The organism is Streptomyces sp. NBC_01508 (genome assembly GCF_045040315.1).
In the GTDB taxonomy this organism is placed as follows: Bacteria; Actinomycetota; Actinomycetes; order Streptomycetales; family Streptomycetaceae; genus Streptomyces.
The window spans coordinates 5,287,665-5,309,312 of sequence record NZ_CP109419.1 but is presented as its reverse complement, the minus strand read 5'-3'; the positions used below and the strand labels follow the sequence as shown (position 1 = coordinate 5,309,312).

Genomic DNA, 21,648 nt, shown 5'->3' with positions numbered 1-21,648 from the left:
CGTGTTCCCCTTCTCACAAGTCTGCGGCGACCCGGTGGATCAGATCCCGGGACTTCGATGGTTCGAGGCTACAACTCTCCATGCGGTCCAGAACGGTTCGGTACTTCACCAGATGCGGTTGGGTATCGAGGAACCCGGCCCCGTGATCGGTGTCGAGTTGAACCGTGTCCAAGGCGGGGACGGCCCCGGTCATGTAGTAGATGCCTGTGCCGGAGCTGGGGAACGTGCCGGCGCCGAACGGAATCGCCAGGATGGTGACGTGCTCGAAGTCGCTCACGTCGAGAAGATGTTTCAACTGCGCGCGGGCGACCTCCCGGCCACCGAAGCGCATGCGCAAGGCGGCCTCATGGAGGATCGCCGTCAGCGGCGTCGGATTCTCCCCGTACAGCACCACCTGTCGCTTGATCCGGTAGGAGACACGGTGCTCCACCTCGTGCGGGGCAAACGCCGGTACGGCGTCGCTGATGACGGCATGGGCGTGCGCCCTGGTCTGGAGCAGCCCCGGCAGATGGACCACCGAGGACGTGCGCATCGCTGTCGCGTGGTGCTCCAGCTCCGCCAGATCGATCGTGTCCGGCGGCAGCATGTCGCGGTACTCGTCCCACCAACCGCGCGTCCGACCGCCGGTCATCGCCGTGAGCGCTTCGATGTACGCCTCGTCCGTACAACTGTAGCTACGCACCAGAGCGCGGACACGATCGGCGCCCACCGCGTACCGCCCCGACTCGATGCTGCTGATGCGGGGTTGGGATGAGCCGTCGAGCACCCCGGCTTGAGCTGTGGTGAGGTCCGCCTGCTGGCGGAGTCTGCGCAGCTCATTGCCCAGGCGCCGCTGCCGCACTGTGGCTGGTAGCACTTTCGGTGACACTCTTCCACCTCACCCATATGGATGTTCTGCTCGCAACTAGTGGATGAATCATAGCGTCCACCGCTACGGTGTGACTCAAGCCACTTCAACTGGCCGCGCCACAAGGCGCCTTACTCGCCATGCCCAACCACATCAGCCGGGCAGGCGTCACCCTCTCGCCGACAGGGGATTTTCGATGACCGTATCGCCGCAGAGCAGCCCTGCCCCGGAGCCGTTCGACTTCGCCCAGGAGGTCCACGAACTCGTACGTACCACCGCGCCGCGCCTCTTCGCGGTCGTGGAGGAGTATCGCCCAGGCACGGACGACGCCGACGCCTTCGTCGTCGCCTGGGGGCTCGCGTACAAGGACGGCGCCGCCGAGGTCATGGCGGTCGAGGGACAACGGCGTTGGCAACTCGCCGCCGCCGAACACGTCGTGCGGTACTTCGGCCGGGCCGAGAACCTGTCCGCCCGCCTCGTCTGGCTCACAGACCCCGACCCACACGCGCACGCGCACGCAGCCTGACCACCCCCGTTCTACTCCCGCAAGGACTCCGCAGCGCCGGAAATCAGCAGGCGGGCACCATCGCCCCGTACGGCATCGCGTGCGAGCCCGTCGAACGCCCGCAGGTACAGCTCGATTTGGCTCGGCTGTACCAACGTCACCGCCGCGTCCAGCGAATCCGCGTGTACCCGCGCCGCGTCGAAGATGGTGAACGTGGGCAACGGCCAGATGGTGCGTTCGGCGGAGAACGGGATCACTCCCAGCGCGAGGTGGGCGAACCTCGTGGCGTCGAGGAGGTGGTTGAGCTGCGCGGCCATCGTGTCGGGCTCGCCGATGCGGTGACGGAGGACCGCTTCCTCCAGCAGGATGGAGAACTGGTGCTTGCCGTCGCGCACGACGCGGTTGCGCCTCATACGTGCCGCGACGGCTTCCTTCACATCGTCGGGAGTACCCCGAAAGGCCGCGATGGAGGCAAGCAGCGCGGTCGCGTACTCGGGGGTCTGGAGAAAACCCGGCACCACGTCGGAGCAGTACACGCGGAACCGCTCGGTGCGTTCGTACAGCGTCGCGCCGGATTCCTGCAGTCGGCGCAAACCGGTCCGCTGAAGGCGTCTCCACCGCACGTACGCCTCGGCGGACTGCCGATTGGCCGCGATGAGGTCGGCCGACTGGTCGTCGGCGTGGCAGGCGGCGCACCACGCGCGGAGGTCGGAGTCCGAGGGAAGAGTCCGCGCGTTCTCGATGCGGGACGATTTCGACTCCGACCATCCGCACCTGGCGGCGAGCTCACGCCCGGATATCCCGGCGTCGCGCCTCAGCTCACGCAGCCGCGCGGCTACCGCGTCCCGAGCTTGCTGGACGTCGGCCGATGGATGCGGATACATGGCGGGGCGGGGCCGTTCGGTCAGATCTTGTAGTCCTCATGTGGGACAGCACGTTCCCACACACTCTCGAATGCCGCGACACAAAGGTCCACCGTCGCCGGGTCTTCGGTCATCTCGTCCTCGACCACGGCTCCGTCGCCCGAGAAGTGGTGCACCCGGAGCAAGGTGCCGTCGAACGCCCAGAAGTCGTTCGCCGGGAGTGCGATCCCGTTGGCCAACCTGCGTGGCAGCCAGCGGACTTGCTCGCCGGCCGTGGCGTTGGCGAGTGTCACGTGGTGCTCCCACCGGATGTACTCGCTCACCGGCTCGGAGATGATGCGGGCCCGGCGGATCGTGACGCCTCGGGCCACGGTGTCGGCGATCAACTGGTCGTACGGGTGCCACCACGACTGCCGGTCCGCCCAGTTGACGCGCTCGCCGCGCTGCCACGCGTCGAACCGTTCCGTGGGGGCGTACGAGTCGCGCAGCTCCAAGTGCACGGCGGATGTGCGGCATTGCCCCAGCAGATCACCGAAGCTGGGCACGCTCGACTGCATCGCACGCCTCCCTGATCAGTGGCACCATACGTGCCGGAATCCTGACGAGTGCTTCGTTCGTCGGGATGGGGCCGTTCGCCGGGCTCGTCGCCTCACACTCAGCTGTCGTGGCGGAATCGGGCTTCAAACCCTGAAAGAGGACTTCTTGCGCCTCTGCATTCACCCATACCGTCGGGCAGTGGTCGCGATCGGTGTGGGGATCGATGCCGATGAACTCTACGGACATGGTCAGCCTCCGGATTGTTGCTTCTTGTTGCTCCTTGCGTGCCCTTCGTAGTTAAGCGGAGCGAGTGTCGGTTCGAAGCCTCAGAGACAGGATTGGCGTGCAAGCTGCCGCAAGTCGGTCGAGATGTACTCCGAGTCGATGCCACCGTTGCCGGAACCGCAAGAGACGACGGAGAGAGGGGCACCATGGCCAAGCACGAAAAGCCGCCGCCCGACAACGGGCAGGGCACGCCGCCGCCCGGAAACGCGGACGGGCAGGTACCGAAGGAACCCGAACCCGACGGCAAGCACAAGAAGTAGGGGACTTCGTGGCCTCGTTCGATGAGTGGCGTCGCCGGCTGGCGCGGGCGATGGAGCAGCGTGGGGACTGGCCCGCGCGGTCTCCGTGGGTGCGGCAGGCGGTTGACGCCGTGGCGCGGGATCGGTTCGCGCCCGAGCGGGTGTGGTGGTGGGACGGGCACTCCTATATCCCCGTCGATCGTGCGGCCGACCCCGATCGGTGGGCCGTCGAGGTGTACGGGGACCCGGACGCGGCGGCCGTCACGCAGGTCACCGATGGGCTGCCGTCCTCCAGCCTCTCGTGCGAGGCCGTGGTGGTCGACATGCTCGATTCGCTGCTCCTCGAACCGGGGCACCGGGTACTGGAGTTGGGGACGGGCACCGGCCGTAACGCCGCGCTGCTGGGATGGCGGGCCGGGGCCGGGCGGGTCACCAGTGTGGAGGTGGATCCCGAGTTGGCCGACCGGGCGCGGGGGCGGCTCCGGGAGGCGGGGGTCGACGTACGGGTCGAGGTTGCCGATGGCCGCGATGTGCCGCCCGGCGCCGTACCGTACGACCGTGTGATGGCCACCTTCGCCGTCGATGAGGTCCCGTGGTCGTGGGTGGCCCGGACCCGGCCGGGCGGGCGGATCGTCACCCCGTGGGGGCGGCTGGGGCACGTCGCGCTCACCGTTGCCGGAGACGGGCGTTCGGCCACCGGTTGGATGCAGGGGCTCGCCCAGTTCATGCCCGCGCGGGGTACCGGTCACGGGCGTGGCTCCTTCCAGCAGGTACGGGCGGCGGCAGCCGGGGCCGCCGGGGGCGAACGGCCCGTCCGGCGCCGACTGGAGCCGCTGCGCGACGACGTCCACCTGCGCTTCGCGCTGCGGGTGGCCCTGCCCGACGTACAGATCAGCACGGCCGCGGACGGCGACGGCCTCAACGCCTGGCTGCACGACGGCAGTTCGTGGGCGGCTCTGTCCGCCGTGGGTGGCGGTGACACCGTGGCGTACCAGGGCGGGCCGCGTCGGCTGGCCGACGAACTGGACGGTGCCTGGGACCGGTGGCTCGGTGACGGCAGCCCGGCGCTGTACGACTACGGCATGACCGTGGAGCCTCACCGGCAGTACGTGTGGTGCGCGGACCCGGTCACGGGCCCGAGGTGGCCGGTCCGTTGACGGTGGGGGTGGTCGGCTTCGGGTACGGGGAGTCGCGCTGAAGGCGCTTCGGACACCACAAGGGTGCGGAAGCCGAGCGCAGAGCCGTGGAGAAGTTCAGGCGACATCTGATCGCCTCTGTGGGTGCGTTGCTGGTGCGGGGCCGGTCGAAGTGGCCGCGACCTGGCGAACGTCGTCGCCCGTCCCGATCGCGATGCCGCTCGCGACGGTCCCGCCGTGCGGTGACCGGCGGCGGGACGTCACGTGAGCAGACGGCGGCGGTAGCCCTCGGCCACCGCCGAGGCTCGATCACGAACGCCGAATTTGTCGTAGATGTGCTGCAGATGGGTCTTGATGCTCGCTTCGCCGATGAACAACGCCGTAGCGGCCTCTCGATTCGAGTTGCCGTTCGCGACCAGTTGCAGCACCTCCTTCTCCCGATCGGTCAGTGTGCCGGCGCTGGGCCTGCGAACCTGCCCCATGAGGTGCTGCGTCGCCGACGGCGCGAGCACCGACTCGCCACGCGCGGCCGCACGGACGGCTCGCATCAGTTCGTCGGGCAGGGCGTCCTTCAGGAGATAGCCGATCGCACCCGCCTCGATCGCCAGCAGGACGTCGCTCTCGCTGTCGAAGGTGGTCAGGATCAGCACCCGGGCACTCGGAACCCGTTCGCGCAGGGTCGCGGTCGCGGCGACGCCGTCCATCCCGGGCATCCGGAGGTCCATGAGTACGACATCCGCTGCCAGCGCCTTCGCACGCTCGATGCCCTCGGCGCCGTCACCGGCCTCACCGACCACGACGATGTCCTCGGCGTCCGCGAAGGTGTCGCGAAGGCCGCCCCGCACGATCGGATGGTCGTCGACGATCAGTAGTCGAATCATCGGTCGGTCTCCTCCTTCGCTCTCGCGCCCCCGGGGGGAATCACCGGAACGCGCGCACTGACGGATGTCCCTTCGCCCGGTGCGCTCTGCACCTCTACATGACCTCCGACGCCTCTGATGCGCTGGCGCATGCTCGTCAGGCCGAAGCCGGTGCCGTCCCCTTTTGCGAACCCGCGTCCGTCATCCCGTACGTCCAACAGCACCTCGGTGCCCGTGTACGAGAGCGTGACACCGACGCGTGAGGCCTCCGCGTGCTTCGCCACGTTGGTCAGCGATTCCTGCGCGACCCGGAAGAGCGACACCTCGATCGCCGGGCTCAGTGGTTCTCGGGCGCCGGTGACCTCCACCTGCGCTCTCGTCCCCTCGTCCTGCGACCATCGCTCGGTCAGCGTGCGGAGCGCGTCGGGGAGGTGCGCTCTGGCGAGTTCCTGGGGGGCGAGCGCCCGCACGGACCGTCTGGCCTCGGTCAGGCTGCTGCGCGCGAGCCGAAGTGCGCGCGTAACGTGCTCTTCCGTCTCGCCCCGCACACTCGCGGTGCGCTCCGCGGCCTGGAGTTGCGTGATGATGCCGGCGAGACCCTGGGCCAGAGTGTCGTGGATTTCGCCGGCCAGTCGCTGCCGCTCGTCCTGGGCCCCGGATTCCCGGGCCTGGGCGACCAGTTGCGCGTGGAGCCCGGCGTTCTCGTGCAGTGCCGCCTCAAGTCGCTCGACGAGCTTCTCCCGCTTGCGTTCTTCTGGTTCGCTTCGCGCCGTGAGCAGGATTCCCGCCCCGATCGCCGCGGTCTGCACGGCGACGATCAGGATGAACTCCGCGACCGTCTCCACGGTCGGGTTCGCCCACACTCCCATCGGCGAGCCGTTGAGGGCCACGGAGTTGGCCAGGACTCCGAGCACCCCCACCGGCGACGGCTTGAGCAAGTACGCGTGGAAGAAGCCCGCGATGGTGAAGACGAGGAAGATGTCGGAGTACGTCATGAGGGTGACGCACAGTGCCAGCAGTCCGACGAAGTAGATGGCCGTCGGCACGGGCCGGAGTGTCCTCCTTCTGATGGGCAGTGTGTGCCCGAACAGCACCCACAACGCCGAGACCGCGACCAGCCCGAGGACGGATGCGCCCTCGGGCCAGAAGCGCTTACCGGAGGCCGGAAGCACCCACGAGAAGTAGATCGTTGTCGAGATCGTCAGCAGCAGCCACGGTGTGACCAGCTGCAGCAGGTCCCAGACCCGCAGATGCTCCTCTTTCCAGGCCAACCGGGAGCGATTCGCGATCTCTACTTCTTCCGCGATGGCGGATTCGTGCGTACTGGAGCTCGGGCGCTCACCGGCCCCGGCATCTCGCGTCATCGTCACTTACTCCCAGCGGAAGAGCTTCGCGGCGATCGTGCTCGCGATCACTGCGATACCCGCCATTATGGCAATCTGCAGCCAGAAGGGCTGCCCACCGGCGGTGGCGGTGATCTCGCCCGCTTCGGCGGACCACGCCGTGGTGAGAGCCTGCAGCCCGGGCGGTACGAATTCGCCGACCTCGCGCAGCAGGTCGGGCATCAGGACGCGGGGCAGGAAGGCCCCGCCGAAGAACATCAGCGCAACGAACAGCAGGGTGCCGATCTGGTTCGCGGCACTGCTCGTGCGGACCACCGCCGCGGAGATCATGCCGAGCCCGAGCAGTGCCGCATAGCCGACGACGGAGGCGACGGCGAACTGCAGGGGCCGCTCGGGCGGCGCGATATCCAGCACCGCCCACGCGACGAAGATCATGAGCGCCGCGGAGACGACCACGGAGGCGAACGCGACGATCATCTGGGCGAGCAGGACGATCCGCGGATGCGCGGGAGTGGTCGACAGCCTGCGCAGGACGCCGCGCTCACGATAGGCCGTGATCACCGCCGGGATGTGCTGCACGGCGATCATCACCATCCCGAACACCAGTGCGGTCGGTGCCCAGATGTCGATGGACCGGAGCGTGCCGGTCTCCGGCGACGGCTCTCTGAGCGCCGGGATGGAACCCAGCCCGAGCAGGAGTCCCGTCGGGAACAGCACACCGAAGCCGACGGTGGCAGAGTCTCGGAGGAAGAGTTTCGTCTCGACCTTGATCATGTTCGTAAGAGCAGGCACGGGTCAGCCTTCCTTCTGGAGGGGTTCCGGGGATTCCGGGGCGCGGCCCGTAAAGGCCACGAACGCGTCGTCGAGGTTGCGCTGGTCGACGCGGAGCTCCTCCGCGACGACCTGCGCCCTGGCGAGAGCCCCCGCCACGCTGCTCAGAAGCTGTCCACTGCCGGTGACCAGCCAGCGGCCCTCGGTGATCTCGACATCGGTCACGTCGCGGAGCTCCGTCAGAACACTCTTGTCGAGCGGCTGCCTCACGCGGAACCGGACCTGCTGCACCGCGCTCGCCCGTGCGATCAGCCCTGCCGGTGTATCCACCGCGGCGACCCGGCCACCGTCGATGACGGCGATCCGGTCACAGAGGCGCTCCGCCTCATCCATGAAGTGCGTGACAAGGATGACCGTGACGCCCGTGTCACGAACCCGCTCGATGAGGCTCCAGGTGTCGCGCCTCGCCTGCGGGTCCAGTCCCGTCGTGAGCTCGTCGAGAATCGCGACCTTCGGGTTGCCGACCAGAGCGAGCGCGATCGAGAGCCGCTGCTTCTGTCCGCCGGAGAGGGCCTTGTACCGCGTGTCGCGCTTCTCGGTGAGACCCAGGAGCTCCATGAGCTCGCGCCAGTCGACGGGGTCCCGGTAGAAGGAGCCGTAGAGCTCAAGGGCTTCGGCGACCTTGATCGCGTCCGGGAAGCTGCTCTCCTGCAGTTGCACGCCGAGTAGCTCACGCACCTCCGCGCGATTGTCTATCGGGTCGAGTCCCAGCACGGAGATCGAGCCCGAGTCGGGCGTTCGCAGGCCGGCGATGCTCTCGACCGTCGTCGTCTTGCCGGCGCCGTTGGGCCCGATGATGCCGAAGATCTCCCCCTCTTCAACGGTGAAGGAGACATCGTCGACGGCGATGTGCTGCCCGTAGCGCTTGTGCAGATTCCGTACTTCCAGTGCGGTCATACTGCGAAGTTACGAGCGCACCGCACCCCACCACATCGACCGTCGCGTCTGGCTCGGGTTGATTCGCGCCTCCACCGTTCGGTGGATGTACAGCACCTTACGGAGCACCCGAAGCCCTGTTGGCTGTCGCGCTGTCCGGCCCGTCGTACGGTCAGCCGCTTTCCCAGCCCCCTGACTCGTCGGCCGTCCGATCGGTGTAGCCGTCGAGGGCGAGGGGGCGTGGGGCGCCGTACCTGCTGCCGAGCAGGTCGGTCAGGTCATGCCGGTCCGGGCGGCTGGGCAGGTACAGGTAGCCGTGCCGTCCGCCGGGCCGACTCGGGCCAGGCGCCGTCGGCCGGGCGGGACTTTCGCAACACGCCCTAGTACTGCAACCGCGTTTGCAGTGACGACGTGACGTCGTGGTCGTTGTGCTTGTCATGGGTGGGGACCTCGAAATCGGTGACGTGCGGCGGTGGGCGGTGGGGCTGGAAGAGGTGCACGAGCGGTTTGTGCACCGTTTTCAGCGTTCGGAGCCCCGCGAGTCGGCGCTGGCTTACATGCGCGGGTTGGTGTCGTCGCTGGAGCGGAAGAACGCGTGGACGGTCGCTGAGCGCGCGGGGCATGACCGGCCGGACCGTTTGCAGAGGCTGCTCAATACGTGTGACTGGGATGCCGACGAAGTCCGCGACGATGTGCGGGAGTTCGTGATGGAACATCTCGGTGACCGGCAGGCGATCCTGGTCGTGGACGACACCGGGTTCTTGAAGAAGGGGGTCCGCTCGGCCGGTGTCCAGCGCCAGTACACGGGCACGGCGGGCCGGATCGAGAACAGCCAGGTCGGCACGTTCCTGGCCTACGCCACCGAGGTCGGCCACACGCTGATCGACCGGGAGCTGTACCTGCCCGCGTCCTGGACCGAGGACCGGGACCGCTGCCGCACCGCGGCGATCCCCGACGAGGTCACCTTCGCCACGAAGATCGAGCACGCCAAGGCCATGATCGAACGGACCCTCGCAGCCCGGGTGCCGTTCGCGTGGCTGACGGCCGACGAGGCATATGGGCAGGTCAAGGGGTTGCGCTACTGGCTGGAACAGCGTGGGGTGTTCCACGTGCTGGCCACCCGTCGGACCGACACTGTCGTAACCGCCTCCCGCATGGACCATGTCGTGGAGGAACTGGTGGCGGGCCTGCCCCGACAGGCATGGAAACGCCGCTCGTGCGGGTCGGGCGCCCACGGCGAGCGGGTCTACGACTGGGCCCGGGCACCGATCCGGCCCTGGCGTGAGGAGGGCGTCGAGCACTGGGTTCTGGCCCGTCGCAGCGTCACCGATCCCACCGGGATCGCCTACTACGTGTGCTTCGCACCCGAGGGCACCACCTTGAACACACTGCTGGTGGTGGCCGGCCGCCGGTGGACGATCGAGGAATGCTTCCAGACCGCGAAGAACGAGTGCGGCCTGGACCACTACCAGGTCCGCAAGTACCACGCCTGGTATCGGCACATCACGCTGGCCATGGCGGCCCACGCCTACCTGGCAACGGTCCGTGCGCAGGAGCTGAAAAAGGGGGCTCACGATCCGCTGACCAGTACCTTGTCCCACTGAGCCTGCCCGAAATCCGCCGCCTGACCGCCCACCTCACCGCACGACTCCTGCCCTCACTCGCCCAGGTCCTGCACTGGTCCCACTGGCGGCGACGAGCACAGCACCGAGCACGCGTCAGCCACTACAAACGACGAGGCCACAGCCCGTGACTAAACCATCGTCACAGCAAACACGGTTGCAGTACTAGCCCCGCGCGTCCGACTCCGCCGCGCGGATCGCGTCCCGGTAGGTGCGGGCCGCCGCGCGCAGGGCCGCCTCCGGGTCGGTGCCCGCCTCTTCCGCGCGGGCGGCCAGGGCGAGGAGTTCGTAGCCGATGCCCTCGCCCCGCGGGAGCGGGACGGCCAGGGGAGCGGCGGCGACGCGGGAGGCGAGCTTGGCGGCCAGGGCGAGGGCCGGCTGGCCGAGCGGGACGCCGTCCGTGATCGAGTCGCGGCGCTTCTCCTCCGCCTTGGTGCGCAGCCAGTGCGCCTTGACCTCGTCCGGGGTCTCGGCCGTCTCGTCGCCGAAGACATGGGGGTGGCGGTGGATCAGCTTCTCGACGATCGTCGCCGCGACGTCGTCGATCGAGAAGGGTTCGTCGTCGTCGTCCTCCGTGCCGTCCTCCTCCATGCCGCCCTCCTCCGCGATACGGGCGTGGAAGACCACCTGGAGCAGCACGTCCCCCAACTCCTCGCGCAGTTCGCCGCGGTCGCCGCTCTCGATCGCCTCGACCAGTTCGTACGCCTCCTCGATGGCGTACTTGGCGAGGCCCTTGTGCGTCTGGGCGGACGACCACGGGCATTCGGCGCGGATCCGGTCCATGACCTGGACGAGGTCGAGGAGGCGGGCGCCCGGCAGGTCGTACGAGCCGGGGAGCAGTTCCAGGTCGGGCATCTGGACCCGGCCGGAGCCCGCGAGGCGGGAGAGGCCGTCGGTGAGGGCCTGGTCGCCCTCGCCGGAGGGCAGGACCACGACCGTACGGCCGCCGGCGCAGGCGTCGACCAGCTCGGCGGCGGTGGGCGCGGCCCGTTCGACGGTGACGCCGGCCTCGCGCAGATACGGCAGTTGGGGGTGCGCGGCGTCCGCGCACAGGACCTGGTCGGCCTCGCGCAGCGTCTGCCAGGCGGGCCAGGACAGCACGCCGGGCGCGACCCGGTGGCTGACGGTGAGCAGGACGATACGGCCGGGGGCGACGGCGGGTTCTTCGGTCACGCGACGCAACCTACCCGCGGGCCCCGGCCCCGTCTCACGCGCCTGGTCGGGTGCGCACGCTCACGCGCCCGCCGGGACCTGCTCCGGCGGCGCTTCCTTGGTGACCTGGGTGAGCCACGGCGTCTTCGCCTCGCCGAGCCTGACCTGCTTGATGTCCCACGCGCCGAAGCGCGGGTTGACGTCGATGCCCAGCTCCTCGGACGTCTTGACCAGCGCGGCGAGTACCGTCTGCTGGCCCTCCGGCGTCGTGGTGTTCGCGCCCAGCGACTGGGCCAGCTTCGTCAGCAGCACGTCGCGGCGGATCGCGGCGTCGATCTGGTCCGGGGTGAGCGCGGCCTGCTGGAGGAGCATCGCCGCCAGCTGGTCCTCGCCGCCGGACTGCTGGGCCACCGCCTGCCGGCTGGTCTGGATCTCCTTGCGAGAGACCGTCACACCCTTGTCGTCCGCGGCCTTCTGGACGATCCGGTCGAAGATCATGCCGTTGAGCTTGACCTGGCTGAGCTGGCCGGTGTTCTTGATCAGCTCGGCGGCCTGCGGGGATGCCTGCTGCGCGTCGCGTACGTCCCGGACCTGGGCCTGGAGCGAGGACACGTCGATGCGCTGACCGCCGACGACGGCCGCCGCGCCGGGGTGGGCGTCGTTGCCGCAGGCGGTGAGGAGCGGGGCCGCTACGAGGAGCGCGGCGGACAGGGTGAGCGCTGTGCGACGGCGGCGGTGCAAAGGGTGCCTCCTGGATCGTGACAACGACCGTGCGTTGATCGATGTTAGGCAGTGGCGGTGGATCCGATCCAGTCAGCCCGTCATTTTTCGAAAACTTCGCCGAATGCCCGGCCGGGGTGTCGAAATCGCGGCGGTGGCTTCTACCAGTCTGTGAGAGCACCACCGAACAGTCATCAAGGAGGAGCGAGCCATGAAGTACATGCTGCTGATGCAGTTCAGCGCGGAGAACGCCGGATTCCCGAACCTCTCGACGTGGTCCCCCGAGGAGATCCGGGCGCACATCGCCTTCATGGGCGATACGAACACGATGCTCAAGGACGCGGGCGAATTCGTGGACGCGCAGGGCCTCGCGGGGCCGGAGACGGCGCGGATCGTACGGGCCGGGCGCGGCGCGCCCGTCGTCACGGAGGGGCCGTTCCCGGAGACGAAGGAGTTCCTGGGCGGGTTCTGGATCGTCGACTGCGAGACGCCCGAGCGGGTGGTCGAGATCGCCGCGCACATCTCGACGGCCCCCGGCCCCGGCGGCAGGCCGCTGAACATGGCGATCGAGGCCCGGCAGATCATGGCCGGGCCGCCCGAGGAGTTCTGAGGGGCGGCCGGGGAAAGGGCGTTGAGCCGGTGCGCGCCGTCCGGGTGCGGCAGGATCGTGCGCGAGACCACGAACGTGATCGGGATCGCCGCGACCGCGGCGATCAGCGGCGTGTATGTCCTGCTGAGATGCGGCACCTCGACCAGCAGATGGACGCCGCACGTGGTGACGGTGAGGTTCGCCGCGTTGGTGAGCGGGAACAGCAGGAACTTCCGCCAGGTCGGCCTGGTCCGGTAGGTGAAAAGGGAGTTGAGGAAGAAGGACCCGGTCATGCTGAGCACGAAGGCGACGACATGCGCCGCGACATACGGCAGCCAGGTCAGCAGCACCAGGTAACAGGCGTAGTACGTAACGGTGTTGACGACTCCGACGAGCGCGAATCGGATCACCTGGCCCCGGACCGTCATGTGCCTGCGAACTCCTGCTCCTGCTCTCTCCTGCTCCTGCTCCTGCTCCTGCTTCCGCTCCGGTCTTGGACCACCTGGTCCGGCGGCGGGACTACACGTGCCGGGTCGCGCCCCGGAACTGCTGCCGGTGGTCGAGTCCGCGCCGTAGCTCGACGGGCAGCGGATGGTACGGGCCGTACGCCCGCTCCGCGTCGTACAGCAGGTACTGCAACTGCTGCTGCGCCGCCGAGTGGTCGCCGACCGCGAGCAGCAGGTGCCCGATCCGGTGCCGGATGTCGAAGGCGCGTGACTGGTCGGCGCCCGGTTGCCCGGCGCCTTCGTAGTAGGGCAGCACCGTGCGGTACTCGTCCAGCGCCGCGCCCGCCTCACCGAGCTGTTCGAGGCACTGCGCCGCGTCGTAGCGGAACTGGAGCGTCTGCGGGTCGCCGGGGCCGGCGTCGGCCGCGCGGTCGTCGGCGAGGCGGCGCAGCTCGGGCAGGGCGCGGCGGTACTGCCCGTCGTCCATCAGCGTCGTGGCGTACTGCTTGCGCAGGATGCGGACGACCGGAGAGCGTTCGCCGTGCTCGGCCGCGGCGGCGGGCAGGATGCCGCCGAGGATGTCCACGGCCTGGGTGATGCTGCCCTCGCCGAGGAGGCGCTTGGCCTCGTCCACGGCCGCCGCGACGTCCGGGCGCCGGGCGGGGACGTTCTCCGCCTTCGGCGGCAGGGGCGCGGACGGCGGCGCGGTGGCCCGGTCGGGCCAGGGCGCGTGCGGGCGCAGGAAGGGGCGGGTCGGGTCGAGCGGTGTGCCGGCGTTGCCGGAGCCCGGCGCGCCGACCACGCCGCGCGTGGGGAGCAGCGGGGCGAGCGCCTCGTACACCTCCTGCGCGCCGGCCGGGCGGTGCTGCGGATCCTTGGCGAGCAGGCGCAGGACGATCGCCTCCAGCGTCTCGGGGATCTCCGGGCGGATCCGGCGGACCGGCAGCGGCGGCTCGTACAGATGCCGGTGCAGGACGCCGAGGGCGGTCGCTCCGGGGAACGGGACGGTGCCGCTGAGGAGTTCGTGCAGGACCACGCCGAGGGCGTAGAGGTCGGTGTACGGGCCGACCGCGCCGCCCATCACCTGCTCGGGGGCCATGTAGGCGGGGCTGCCGATGACCGATCCGGTGTGGGTGAGGCGGGTGGTGTCGGTGTCCATGACGGAGGCGACGCCGAGGTCGAGTACGAGGACGGTGCCGTCGGGCTTGACCATCACGTTCCGCGGCTTGAGGTCGCGGTGCACGATGGGCACCGCGTGTACGGAGGCGAGGACCCCGCACAGTTGGGCGGCGACCGAGGCCGCCCACTGCCACGGGTAGGGCGCGTGGGCGACGAAGTGGGCCGCGAGGTCGGTCCCTTCGACGTACTGCATGATCAGGTACAGCTCGTCGCCGTCGCCGCCCGCGTCGTGCACGGTGACCAGACCTGGGTGGTTGACCTGGGCGGTGACGCGGCATTCGCGGATGAAGCGGCGGCGCATGTCCTCGGCGCCGGCGTCGGCGGCCATCTTGTCGGGGCGCAGCAGTTTCACGGCGACGCGGCGGCCGAGGCGCTGGTCGTACGCCGTCCAGACCTGGCCCATGCCGCCCTGGCCGATGAGGGTGGCCATCTCGTAGCGGCCCGCGACGACGCGGGCGCTCACCGCGTGTCGCCCTCGCCGCTGTCGCGGCCGTCGCGGTTGCCGTGGCCGTCGCGGTTGCCGTCGCGGTTGCCGTCGCGGCGGAGGAGGTCGCTCAACTCGTCGAGTTCGGCGCGCACCTGGTCGATACGGGGCGGCGCGGCGTGGTTGGGCTGCGAGGGCTGTTGCGGCTGCGGCTGTCGCTGTTGCGCCGGGTTCGCGTGGGGCCGTGCGCCTTCGACGGGCCGGGTGGGGCCGCCGTACCCGTAACCGGCGTTGGCGGGCGGCTGGTACCGCGCCTGCGCCTGCGGCTGTGGCTGCTGCTGTGCCGTCAGCGGCGGCGGGTAGTAGCCCGCGTAGAACCGGGTGCGGTTTCCGTAGTGTTTGAAGTCCGCGTACAGGTAATACGCGATGGCGCCGGCACCCGTCGTCAGCATGCCGATCATGCCGGTGTTGCCTTCCGGGCTGCTGAAGTCGTCGGTGTTGTCCTGGGCGAGGAAGACGACCCACATGATGTTCAGGCCCACGTTCCCGACGAACAGGAACCAGTTCAGGGTGGACCGGGTCACGATCGCCACTCGCAGCGTCGCCGCCCAGGCAAGGAGACCGCAGGTCATCAGCGGCAATGCCACGAAGATCACTCGCAGGAAGGCAAGCATCCCGGGTGAGGGTGTGCCGCTCGGCGGAGGCTGCGCTATTCCGGGGCCGTGCATGCTGCTCCTGACAGGCCAGGGGGGACGTCTGCGAAAGCGTATCGAGGGTATACAGCGGCACCATCGGCCGAACCCCGTCGTACGGATCCCCCTGCCCCCGTACCTGTCCCCATCGTTCAGGTCCGTCGGCGCACCCGCACATTGGGTTCGACGTAGACACCGTAGCCGCGTGGGGCCTCGCGGCGCACGGCCATGGACGCTCCGGGTGCGACGACGAGCCCGTCGGCCGCGTACGGTGCGGGGCCGCCACGGCTCTGTCCGGCCGCCGGGAGCCGGTCGACCGCCGCCCGACAGACTCTCAACCGCCGCACCGCGTCAGCATCGTCTTCTTGTCGGCGGCGGTCACCGGGAGTTCGTACTTGGCCGCGACCTGCGCGAAGCGCACCACGTACGCGCAGCGCACCGGCTTGCTGGGCGGCAGCCAGGACGCCGGCCCGGAGTCTCCCTTGCCGCTGTTCGTGGGGCCGTCGACGGGCAGCAGATTCAGCGGATCGTTCGCCAGCCGCTCGCGCTTGTCCTCGTTCCAGCGGGCCGCGCCCAGCTGCCAGGCGTAGGAGAGCGGCACCATGTGGTCTATCTGGACGGCTGTCGCCTTCTGCTTCTTCCAGGCGATGTCCTTGCCGGTGTACGGGTCGTGGAGCGTCATCGAGACGATCACGCACGTCGAGCCGGACCGGAACTCGATGTCTTGACCGTCGCGTTTGAGCAGGTCGTTGCGGGTGTCACAGCCGTTGCGGGTGAACGGTACGCCGTCCGCCGAGTCCATCCACGCGTAGCCGAACTCGTCCCGGTCGTAACCGGTCCTGGGGCCGCGCCCCTTCACCTCCAGCGTCCCGATCAGCTCGCGGGCCGCCGCCAGGTCCGCGTCCCCGGTGAGGGGCGCGAGGCCGGGCGCGGTGCCGTCCGCGTTCTTGAGCGGGCTGGTCGCCCGCCCGTCCGGGGCGCCGCCGCCGGCGTCCGCCGAGCCGGCCGAGTCGATGGCGTCGCACCCCGCGACCAGTGAGGCGGCGAGGGCGACGAGCGCGACGACAAGGGGAGGGAGTACCGGACGGGCGGTGCGCGGCGGCGTGTGTCTTCTGGAGGCGGTCACGAACCCAGGATGGTCGCCAGGAACTCCCCCGTCCACGACAGCAGTTCCCGGCCGACCACCGGCTTGCCGCCGATCCTGCCCGCAGTCGGGCGCGGCACCAGGATCTGATGGGCCGTGGGCTTGATGACCGTACGGGGGTGCAGCCGCTTGAGCCGTAGCTCCTGCGACTCCCTCAACTCCACCGGGGCGAAGCGGATGTTGGACCCCTGGAGGACGATCTCGCCGACCCCGCAGGCACGCGCCAGCATCCGCAGGCCCGCCACCAGCAGCAGGTTCTCGACCGGCTCGGGCAGCTTGCCGTAACGGTCCGTCAACTCCTCCCGTACGGCGGTGATGTCGGCCTCCGAGTTGGCGGAGGCGATCGCGCGGTACGCCTGGAGACGCAGCCGCTCGCCGGGCGCGTAGTCGTGCGGGACGTGCGCGTCGACCGGCAGCTCGATCTTGACCTCCAGCGGCGGCTCCTCCTGCACCGTGCCGTCGACGGCCGCGCGGTAGTCCGCGACGGCCTCGCCGACCATGCGGACGTACAGGTCGAAGCCGACGCCCGCGATATGGCCGGACTGCTCGCCGCCGAGCAGGTTGCCCGCGCCGCGGATCTCCAGGTCCTTCATGGCGACGTACATGCCGGCGCCCATCTCGGTGTGCTGGGCGATCGTCGCGAGGCGTTCGTGCGCGGTCTCGGTGAGCGGCTTCTCCGGCGGGTAGAGGAAGTACGCGTAACCACGCTCCCGGCCACGGCCCACCCGGCCGCGCAGCTGGTGCAGTTGGGAGAGGCCGAAGTTGTCGCCGCGCTCCACCACCAGGGTGTTGGCGTTGGCGATGTCGATGCCGGACTCCACGATCGTGGTGGAGACGAGGACGTCGAACTTCTTCTCCCAGAAGTCCACCACGACCTGTTCCAGGGCCTGTTCGGACATCTGGCCGTGCGCGGTCGCGATGCGCGCCTCGGGCACGATCTGGCGCAGCCGCGAGGTGGCGCGGTCGATCGACTCGACGCGGTTGTGGATGTAGAACACCTGGCCCTCGCGCAGCAGTTCACGGCGGATGGCCGCGCCGATCTGCTTCTCCTCGTACGGGCCGACGAAGGTCAGCACCGGATGCCGCTCCTCGGGCGGGGTGGTGATGGTCGACATCTCGCGGATGCCGGTCACCGCCATCTCCAGGGTGCGCGGGATGGGCGTCGCGGACATCGTCAGCACGTCGACGTTGGCGCGGAGCTTCTTCAGCTGCTCCTTGTGCTCGACGCCGAAGCGCTGCTCCTCGTCCACGATGACCAGGCCGAGATCCTTGAACCTGGTCTCGGCGGAGAACAGGCGGTGCGTGCCGATGACGATGTCGACCGACCCCTCCCGCAGCCCTTCGAGGGTCGCCTTGGCCTCCGCGTCGCTCTGGAAGCGGGACAGGGCCCTCACGACGACGGGGAACTGCGCGTACCGCTCGGAGAAGGTCCCGAAGTGCTGCTGCACGAGGAGCGTCGTCGGGACGAGTACGGCGACCTGCTTGCCGTCCTGGACGGCCTTGAAGGCGGCGCGTACGGCGATCTCCGTCTTGCCGTAGCCGACGTCGCCGCAGACCAGGCGGTCCATCGGGACGGTCTTCTCCATGTCCTCCTTGACCTCGGCGATGGTGGAGAGCTGGTCGGGCGTCTCCACGTACGGGAACGCGTCCTCCAGCTCCCGCTGCCAGGGCGTGTCCGCGCCGAAGGCGTGGCCGGGGGCCGCCATCCGCGCCGAGTAGAGCTTGATCAGGTCGGCGGCGATCTCCTTGACCGCCTTCTTCGCGCGCTGCTTGGTCTTCGTCCAGTCGGCGCCGCCGAGGCGGTGCAGGGTGGGTGCCTCGCCGCCGACGTACTTGGTGACCTGTTCGAGCTGGTCGGTGGGGATGTAGAGGCGGTCGCCGGGCTGGCCGCGCTTGGCGGGGGCGTACTCGACGAGCAGATACTCGCGCGTCGCGCCCTGGACGGTGCGCTGCACCATCTCCACGTACCGGCCGACGCCGTGCTGCTCGTGGACGATGTAGTCGCCCGCCTCCAGGGTAAGCGGGTCGATCGTCTTGCGGCGCTTGGTCGGCATCCGTACGCCGTCCTTGCCCGCCGCCTTCTGGCCGGACAGGTCGGTCTCGGTGAGGACGGCGAGCTTGAGCGCCGGGTCCACGAAGCCGTAGTCGATCGAGCCGCACGCGACGTGCACGAGGGACGGGGTGATCTCGCCCAGGCCCCTGCCGCCGTGCGCCTCGGGGGTGTCGAGACGGGCGGCGATGCCCTCGCCGCCCAGCACCTCGACGGTACGGGCGGCGGTGCCGTGGCCCTCGGTGACGTAGACGGTGCGCCAGCCATCGGCGAGCCAGCCCTTGGTGTCGGCGAGGGCGCGGGCGGTGTCGCCGCGGTATGTCTCCGGGGCGCGCATGCCCAGCTTGAGGGTGTCCTGCGACAGCTCCTCGTCGGCGGCGAACGGCGCCACCGTCCACCACATCATCCCCAGCTCACGGGCCCGGTCGCGGACGTCCGCGATGCCCCACAGCGAGGCCGCGCCGACGTCGATGGGCGCCTCGCCGCCGCCCGCTCCCGCCGCCCAGGACGCCTGAAGGAACTCCTGGCTGGTGGCGACCAGGTCCGAGGCCCGGGTCCGGACCCGCTCGGGGTCGCAGACCAGTGCCATGGAGCCCTTGGGCAGTACGTCGAGCAGCAGCTCCATGTCGTCCACGAGGACCGGGGCCAGGGCCTCCATGCCCTCCACCGCGATGCCCTCCGCGATCTTGCCGAGCATGTCGCTCAGTTCGGGGTGCACCTCGGCGAGTGCGGCGGCCCGCTCCCGTACCCGCGGCGTGAGCAGCAGCTCACGGCAGGGCGGTGCCCACAGACCGTGCTCGGCGACTTCGAGGGAGCGCTGGTCGGCGACCTTGAAGTAGCGGATCTCCTCGATGTCGTCGCCCCAGAACTCCACCCGCAGCGGGTGTTCCTCGGTGGGCGGGAAGACGTCCAGGATGCCGCCTCGTACGGCGAACTCGCCGCGCTTCTCGACCAGTTCGACGCGGGAGTACGCGGCGGCGGCCAGCGCCCGCGTCACCTCGTTCAGATCGGCCGTGCCGCCGCCGCGCAGCGAGACGGGCTCCAGATCGCCGAGCCCCTTCACCTGCGGCTGGAGCACGGAGCGGATGGGCGCGACGACGACGCCGACCGGACCCGCGCCGGGGTCGTCGGCGCGGGGGTGCGCGAGCCGGCGCAGCACGGCGAGCCGGCGGCCGACGGTGTCGCTGCGGGGCGACAGGCGCTCGTGCGGCAGCGTCTCCCAGGACGGGAACTCCGCGACGGAGTCGGGGGGCAGCAGGGAGCGCAGCGCGGCGGCGAGATCCTCGGCCTCCCGCCCGGTCGCGGTGACGGCGAGCACGGTACGGCCCGCGTCCCGCGCGAGGGCCGCCACCGCGAAGGGCCGGGCGGCGGGCGGCCCGACGAGGTCGACATGCGTGCGATGCCCGTCGCCGGCGGCACCGACCGCTTCGGCGAGCGCCGGGTCTCGTACAACGGCGTCGAGCAGACCGTGCAGGCTCATGAAGGGTGTTTCCGTCCGGTTCCGGGGGTGGTGGTGCGGGGTGACGACCGACGCGAGAGCGCTTGACGAGCAACGCGAAGGACCCGACACGTCTCACGGGCCGGGGGACCTCCAGCGTACGGCTCCGCAGGGGCGGGTGGCGCGCGGGACGGGTGGGGCGGGTGCGGGGCGGGTGGGGGGCGGGTGGGGGGCCGGTGCGGAGGCCGTGGCTGTCGTTGCGGCTGCGGCTGCGGGTGCGGGTCGGTCTCAGGACGCGTCCCCGTAGCGGGTGGCCATCGCGGCTGCGCGCTCGCGCAGGGAGGCACGCAACGACTGAGGGGCCAGGGCTTCCGCGTCCGTGCCGAGCTGCCACAGCGCCCATACGGCGTGCCTCGGATCCTGGAAGGTCACCTCCAGCCGCAGCCAGCCGTCCGGGTCGGGGTCCTCCGCGCGGACGGCCAGCGCGGCGTCCAGCAGTTCCTCCCGCCGCACCGGGTCGACCCGTAGCAGCACGGTCGTGTGGTCGCCGTCGGAGAGGAACCGCGCGGAGCGTTCCCGCCAGATCCGGTCCAGATCAACCCGGTTCGGTCGCTCTGCCGCTTCGGGCAGTTCCTCGGCGGCCAGCACCCGTGACAGCCGGTAGGTGCGGTCCGCGCCGGATCGCGTGGCCAGCAGGTAGGCCCGGTCGCGTACGGTGACCAGCCCGATCGGATCGACCGTGCGCCACTGCGGTGGCCGGCCCGTGGCCGCGTAGCGGATACGCAGCTTCCGCCCGGCGAGCACCGCGCGCCGGACCACGGTCATGGTGGTGTCGGGTACCTCCTCGGTGACCAGGCGGCGGGAGAGCAGGTCGGTCTCCGGGTCGACGAGAAGACGCTGGACCGCGTCGTTCGCGGTGGCCCGGTGGCCTTCGGGCAGCGCGTCGGCCACCTTCCGCATGGCCGACGCGAGCGCCGAGCCTAGGCCGAACACCAGCTCACCGCGCCCCGATCCGGCGGTCAGCAGAGCAAGGGCCTCGTCATGGTTCAGACCGGTGAGCTCGGTCCGGAAACCCGGCGACAACACGAACCCGCCGTGCCGGCCGCGCTCGGCGTAGACCGGGACGCCGGCGGCGGACAGCGCCTCGATGTCGCGCAGCACGGTGCGGGTGGACACCTCCAGCTCCCGGGCCAGCGCGTCGGCCGTCAGCCGGCCCCGCTGACGCAGCAGCAACACCAGCGAAACCAACCGGTCGGCACGCATACGAGAACCCTAACGAAATACCTGACGGAATACATGACTGAGGGTGTCGTGATTTGTTGGGAGGCTCGTTGAGCGACGCCGAAGCCGACGATTCCGGGCCGGTGGACGTGCGTACTCGTGAGGGATCGAATGGAGCAGACGTGACAGTGGAACGAACGGCGATCAACCCGGTGACCTGGTCGACGGAGATGGGCTTCAACCAAGGTGAGGTCGTCTCCGGACACACCCGGACCCTGTACATCTCGGGGCAGACCGCGATGAGCGAGGACGGCAAGCCCCAGCACGACGGCGACATGGCGGCGCAGTTGACGCTGAGCGTCGACAACCTGGAGGCGGTGCTCGGCGAGGCCGGCATGTCTCTCGCGAGCCTCGTGCGGCTCAACGTCTACACGACCGACGTCGATCTGCTCTTCCAGCACTACGGCGCGCTGGCGGGGCGGTTGGGCGCCGCCGGGGTGGCGCCGGCCACCACGATGCTCGGGGTGACGCGGCTGGCGATCCCCGGCCAGCTGGTCGAGCTGGAGGGGACCGCGGTCGCGTGATGTGACCTCGACAGCGCCGACAGCGCCGACACGACCTCGCGTTCACGCGGGTCGTGTCGGCGCTG

The 21,648-nt window shown here is 69.9% G+C and carries 21 protein-coding genes and 1 pseudogene; 5 read left to right on the top strand and 17 right to left on the bottom strand.

Features of this window, described 5'->3' with window-relative positions; genetic code table 11:
• Positions 1 to 13: 13 nt before the first annotated feature.
• Entirely contained in the window at positions 14 to 856 is an 843-nt protein-coding gene (locus OG700_RS24790; RefSeq protein ID WP_405617127.1) for a helix-turn-helix domain-containing protein, read from the bottom strand.
• A 187-nt stretch (positions 857 to 1,043) separates the two neighbouring features.
• On the opposite strand from OG700_RS24790, the gene OG700_RS24785 reads away from it, so the two are divergent.
• Complete coding sequence (locus OG700_RS24785; RefSeq protein ID WP_405617125.1) at positions 1,044 to 1,373, top strand: hypothetical protein; 330 nt, start codon at positions 1,044 to 1,046, stop codon at positions 1,371 to 1,373.
• An 11-nt stretch (positions 1,374 to 1,384) separates the two neighbouring features.
• On the opposite strand, the gene OG700_RS24780 is transcribed toward OG700_RS24785, so the two are convergent.
• Genes OG700_RS24780 through OG700_RS24770 form a run of 3 tightly spaced genes read right to left on the bottom strand, consistent with a single transcriptional unit; the run spans position 1,385 to position 2,998 of the window.
• Complete coding sequence (locus tag OG700_RS24780) at positions 1,385 to 2,236, bottom strand: helix-turn-helix domain-containing protein (RefSeq protein ID WP_405617122.1); 852 nt, start codon at positions 2,234 to 2,236, stop codon at positions 1,385 to 1,387.
• 20 nt (positions 2,237 to 2,256) lie between these two features.
• Positions 2,257 to 2,772 carry a DUF6879 family protein gene (locus OG700_RS24775; RefSeq protein ID WP_405617120.1) on the bottom strand — a complete coding sequence of 172 codons (516 nt, stop codon included), beginning with the start codon at positions 2,770 to 2,772 and terminating at the stop codon, positions 2,257 to 2,259.
• The gene (locus tag OG700_RS24770; RefSeq protein ID WP_405617118.1) at positions 2,744 to 2,998 is read right to left on the bottom strand and encodes a hypothetical protein; all 255 of its coding nucleotides are present in this window, start codon (positions 2,996 to 2,998) and stop codon (positions 2,744 to 2,746) included. Before OG700_RS24770 ends, OG700_RS24775 begins: the two co-directional genes overlap by 29 nt.
• 307 nt (positions 2,999 to 3,305) lie before the next feature.
• Here OG700_RS24770 and OG700_RS24765 point away from each other — a divergent pair, with 307 nt between their 5' ends.
• Positions 3,306 to 4,433: a methyltransferase domain-containing protein gene (locus OG700_RS24765; protein ID WP_405617116.1), complete on the top strand. Its 1,128-nt coding sequence runs from the start codon at positions 3,306 to 3,308 to the stop codon at positions 4,431 to 4,433.
• Between the two features lie 239 nt (positions 4,434 to 4,672).
• Here OG700_RS24765 and OG700_RS24760 read toward each other — a convergent pair whose 3' ends face one another.
• The 4 genes from OG700_RS24760 to OG700_RS24745 are packed head-to-tail and all read right to left on the bottom strand — an operon-like array spanning position 4,673 to position 8,343.
• Positions 4,673 to 5,293 carry a response regulator gene (locus tag OG700_RS24760; RefSeq protein WP_405617114.1) on the bottom strand — a complete coding sequence of 207 codons (621 nt, stop codon included), beginning with the start codon at positions 5,291 to 5,293 and terminating at the stop codon, positions 4,673 to 4,675.
• Positions 5,290 to 6,636, bottom strand: a complete 1,347-nt coding sequence (locus OG700_RS24755; protein WP_405617112.1) for a sensor histidine kinase — start codon at positions 6,634 to 6,636, stop codon at positions 5,290 to 5,292. The genes OG700_RS24760 and OG700_RS24755 overlap by 4 nt, the downstream gene beginning before the upstream one ends.
• Positions 6,637 to 6,642: 6 nt before the next feature.
• Complete coding sequence (locus OG700_RS24750) at positions 6,643 to 7,389, bottom strand: ABC transporter permease (protein ID WP_405617110.1); 747 nt, start codon at positions 7,387 to 7,389, stop codon at positions 6,643 to 6,645.
• Positions 7,390 to 7,410: 21 nt separating this feature from the next.
• Positions 7,411 to 8,343, bottom strand: a complete 933-nt coding sequence (locus OG700_RS24745) for an ABC transporter ATP-binding protein (RefSeq protein WP_405617108.1) — start codon at positions 8,341 to 8,343, stop codon at positions 7,411 to 7,413.
• Positions 8,344 to 8,759: 416 nt separating this feature from the next.
• Between OG700_RS24745 and OG700_RS24740 the strand changes: the two genes are divergently transcribed.
• Positions 8,760 to 9,926, top strand: a complete 1,167-nt coding sequence (locus OG700_RS24740; RefSeq protein WP_405621376.1) for an IS701 family transposase — start codon at positions 8,760 to 8,762, stop codon at positions 9,924 to 9,926.
• A gap of 183 nt (positions 9,927 to 10,109) precedes the next feature.
• Here the strand turns inward: OG700_RS24740 and OG700_RS24735 are convergent, their stop codons facing one another.
• Both OG700_RS24735 and OG700_RS24730 read right to left on the bottom strand, forming a co-directional pair.
• On the bottom strand, positions 10,110 to 11,117 hold the full coding sequence (locus tag OG700_RS24735; protein ID WP_405617106.1) for a nucleoside triphosphate pyrophosphohydrolase: 1,008 nt from the start codon (positions 11,115 to 11,117) through the stop codon (positions 10,110 to 10,112).
• A 60-nt stretch (positions 11,118 to 11,177) separates the two neighbouring features.
• Positions 11,178 to 11,837 carry a SurA N-terminal domain-containing protein gene (locus OG700_RS24730; protein WP_405617104.1) on the bottom strand — a complete coding sequence of 220 codons (660 nt, stop codon included), beginning with the start codon at positions 11,835 to 11,837 and terminating at the stop codon, positions 11,178 to 11,180.
• A 190-nt stretch (positions 11,838 to 12,027) separates the two neighbouring features.
• On the opposite strand from OG700_RS24730, the gene OG700_RS24725 reads away from it, so the two are divergent.
• A complete protein-coding gene (locus tag OG700_RS24725) occupies positions 12,028 to 12,426 on the top strand; it encodes a YciI family protein (RefSeq protein WP_405617102.1) in 399 nt (132 codons plus the stop codon).
• Between the two features lie 38 nt (positions 12,427 to 12,464).
• Here OG700_RS24725 and OG700_RS24720 read toward each other — a convergent pair.
• From OG700_RS24720 to OG700_RS24690, 7 genes and pseudogenes are all read right to left on the bottom strand, one after another.
• Positions 12,465 to 12,833, bottom strand: a pseudogene (locus OG700_RS24720) (GtrA family protein); the annotation flags it as partial.
• 91 nt (positions 12,834 to 12,924) lie between these two features.
• Positions 12,925 to 14,493, bottom strand: coding sequence for a protein kinase domain-containing protein (locus tag OG700_RS24715; protein WP_405617100.1), 1,569 nt, complete (start codon positions 14,491 to 14,493; stop codon positions 12,925 to 12,927).
• Complete coding sequence (locus tag OG700_RS24710) at positions 14,490 to 15,128, bottom strand: hypothetical protein (protein WP_405617098.1); 639 nt, start codon at positions 15,126 to 15,128, stop codon at positions 14,490 to 14,492. Before OG700_RS24710 ends, OG700_RS24715 begins: the two co-directional genes overlap by 4 nt.
• A 170-nt stretch (positions 15,129 to 15,298) precedes the next feature.
• Positions 15,299 to 15,484 (bottom strand): hypothetical protein, encoded by a 186-nt coding sequence (locus OG700_RS24705; RefSeq protein ID WP_405617096.1) that lies wholly within the window; start codon positions 15,482 to 15,484, stop codon positions 15,299 to 15,301.
• Positions 15,481 to 16,272, bottom strand: a complete 792-nt coding sequence (locus tag OG700_RS24700) for an HNH endonuclease family protein (RefSeq protein WP_405617094.1) — start codon at positions 16,270 to 16,272, stop codon at positions 15,481 to 15,483. The genes OG700_RS24705 and OG700_RS24700 overlap by 4 nt, the downstream gene beginning before the upstream one ends.
• Complete coding sequence (gene mfd / locus OG700_RS24695; RefSeq protein ID WP_405617092.1) at positions 16,269 to 19,820, bottom strand: transcription-repair coupling factor; 3,552 nt, start codon at positions 19,818 to 19,820, stop codon at positions 16,269 to 16,271. Before mfd ends, OG700_RS24700 begins: the two co-directional genes overlap by 4 nt.
• A 246-nt stretch (positions 19,821 to 20,066) precedes the next feature.
• Positions 20,067 to 21,041 (bottom strand): helix-turn-helix transcriptional regulator, encoded by a 975-nt coding sequence (locus OG700_RS24690; protein WP_405617090.1) that lies wholly within the window; start codon positions 21,039 to 21,041, stop codon positions 20,067 to 20,069.
• A 146-nt stretch (positions 21,042 to 21,187) separates the two neighbouring features.
• Between OG700_RS24690 and OG700_RS24685 the strand changes: the two genes are divergently transcribed.
• Positions 21,188 to 21,583 (top strand): RidA family protein, encoded by a 396-nt coding sequence (locus OG700_RS24685; RefSeq protein ID WP_405621945.1) that lies wholly within the window; start codon positions 21,188 to 21,190, stop codon positions 21,581 to 21,583.
• Positions 21,584 to 21,648 lie beyond the last annotated feature (65 nt).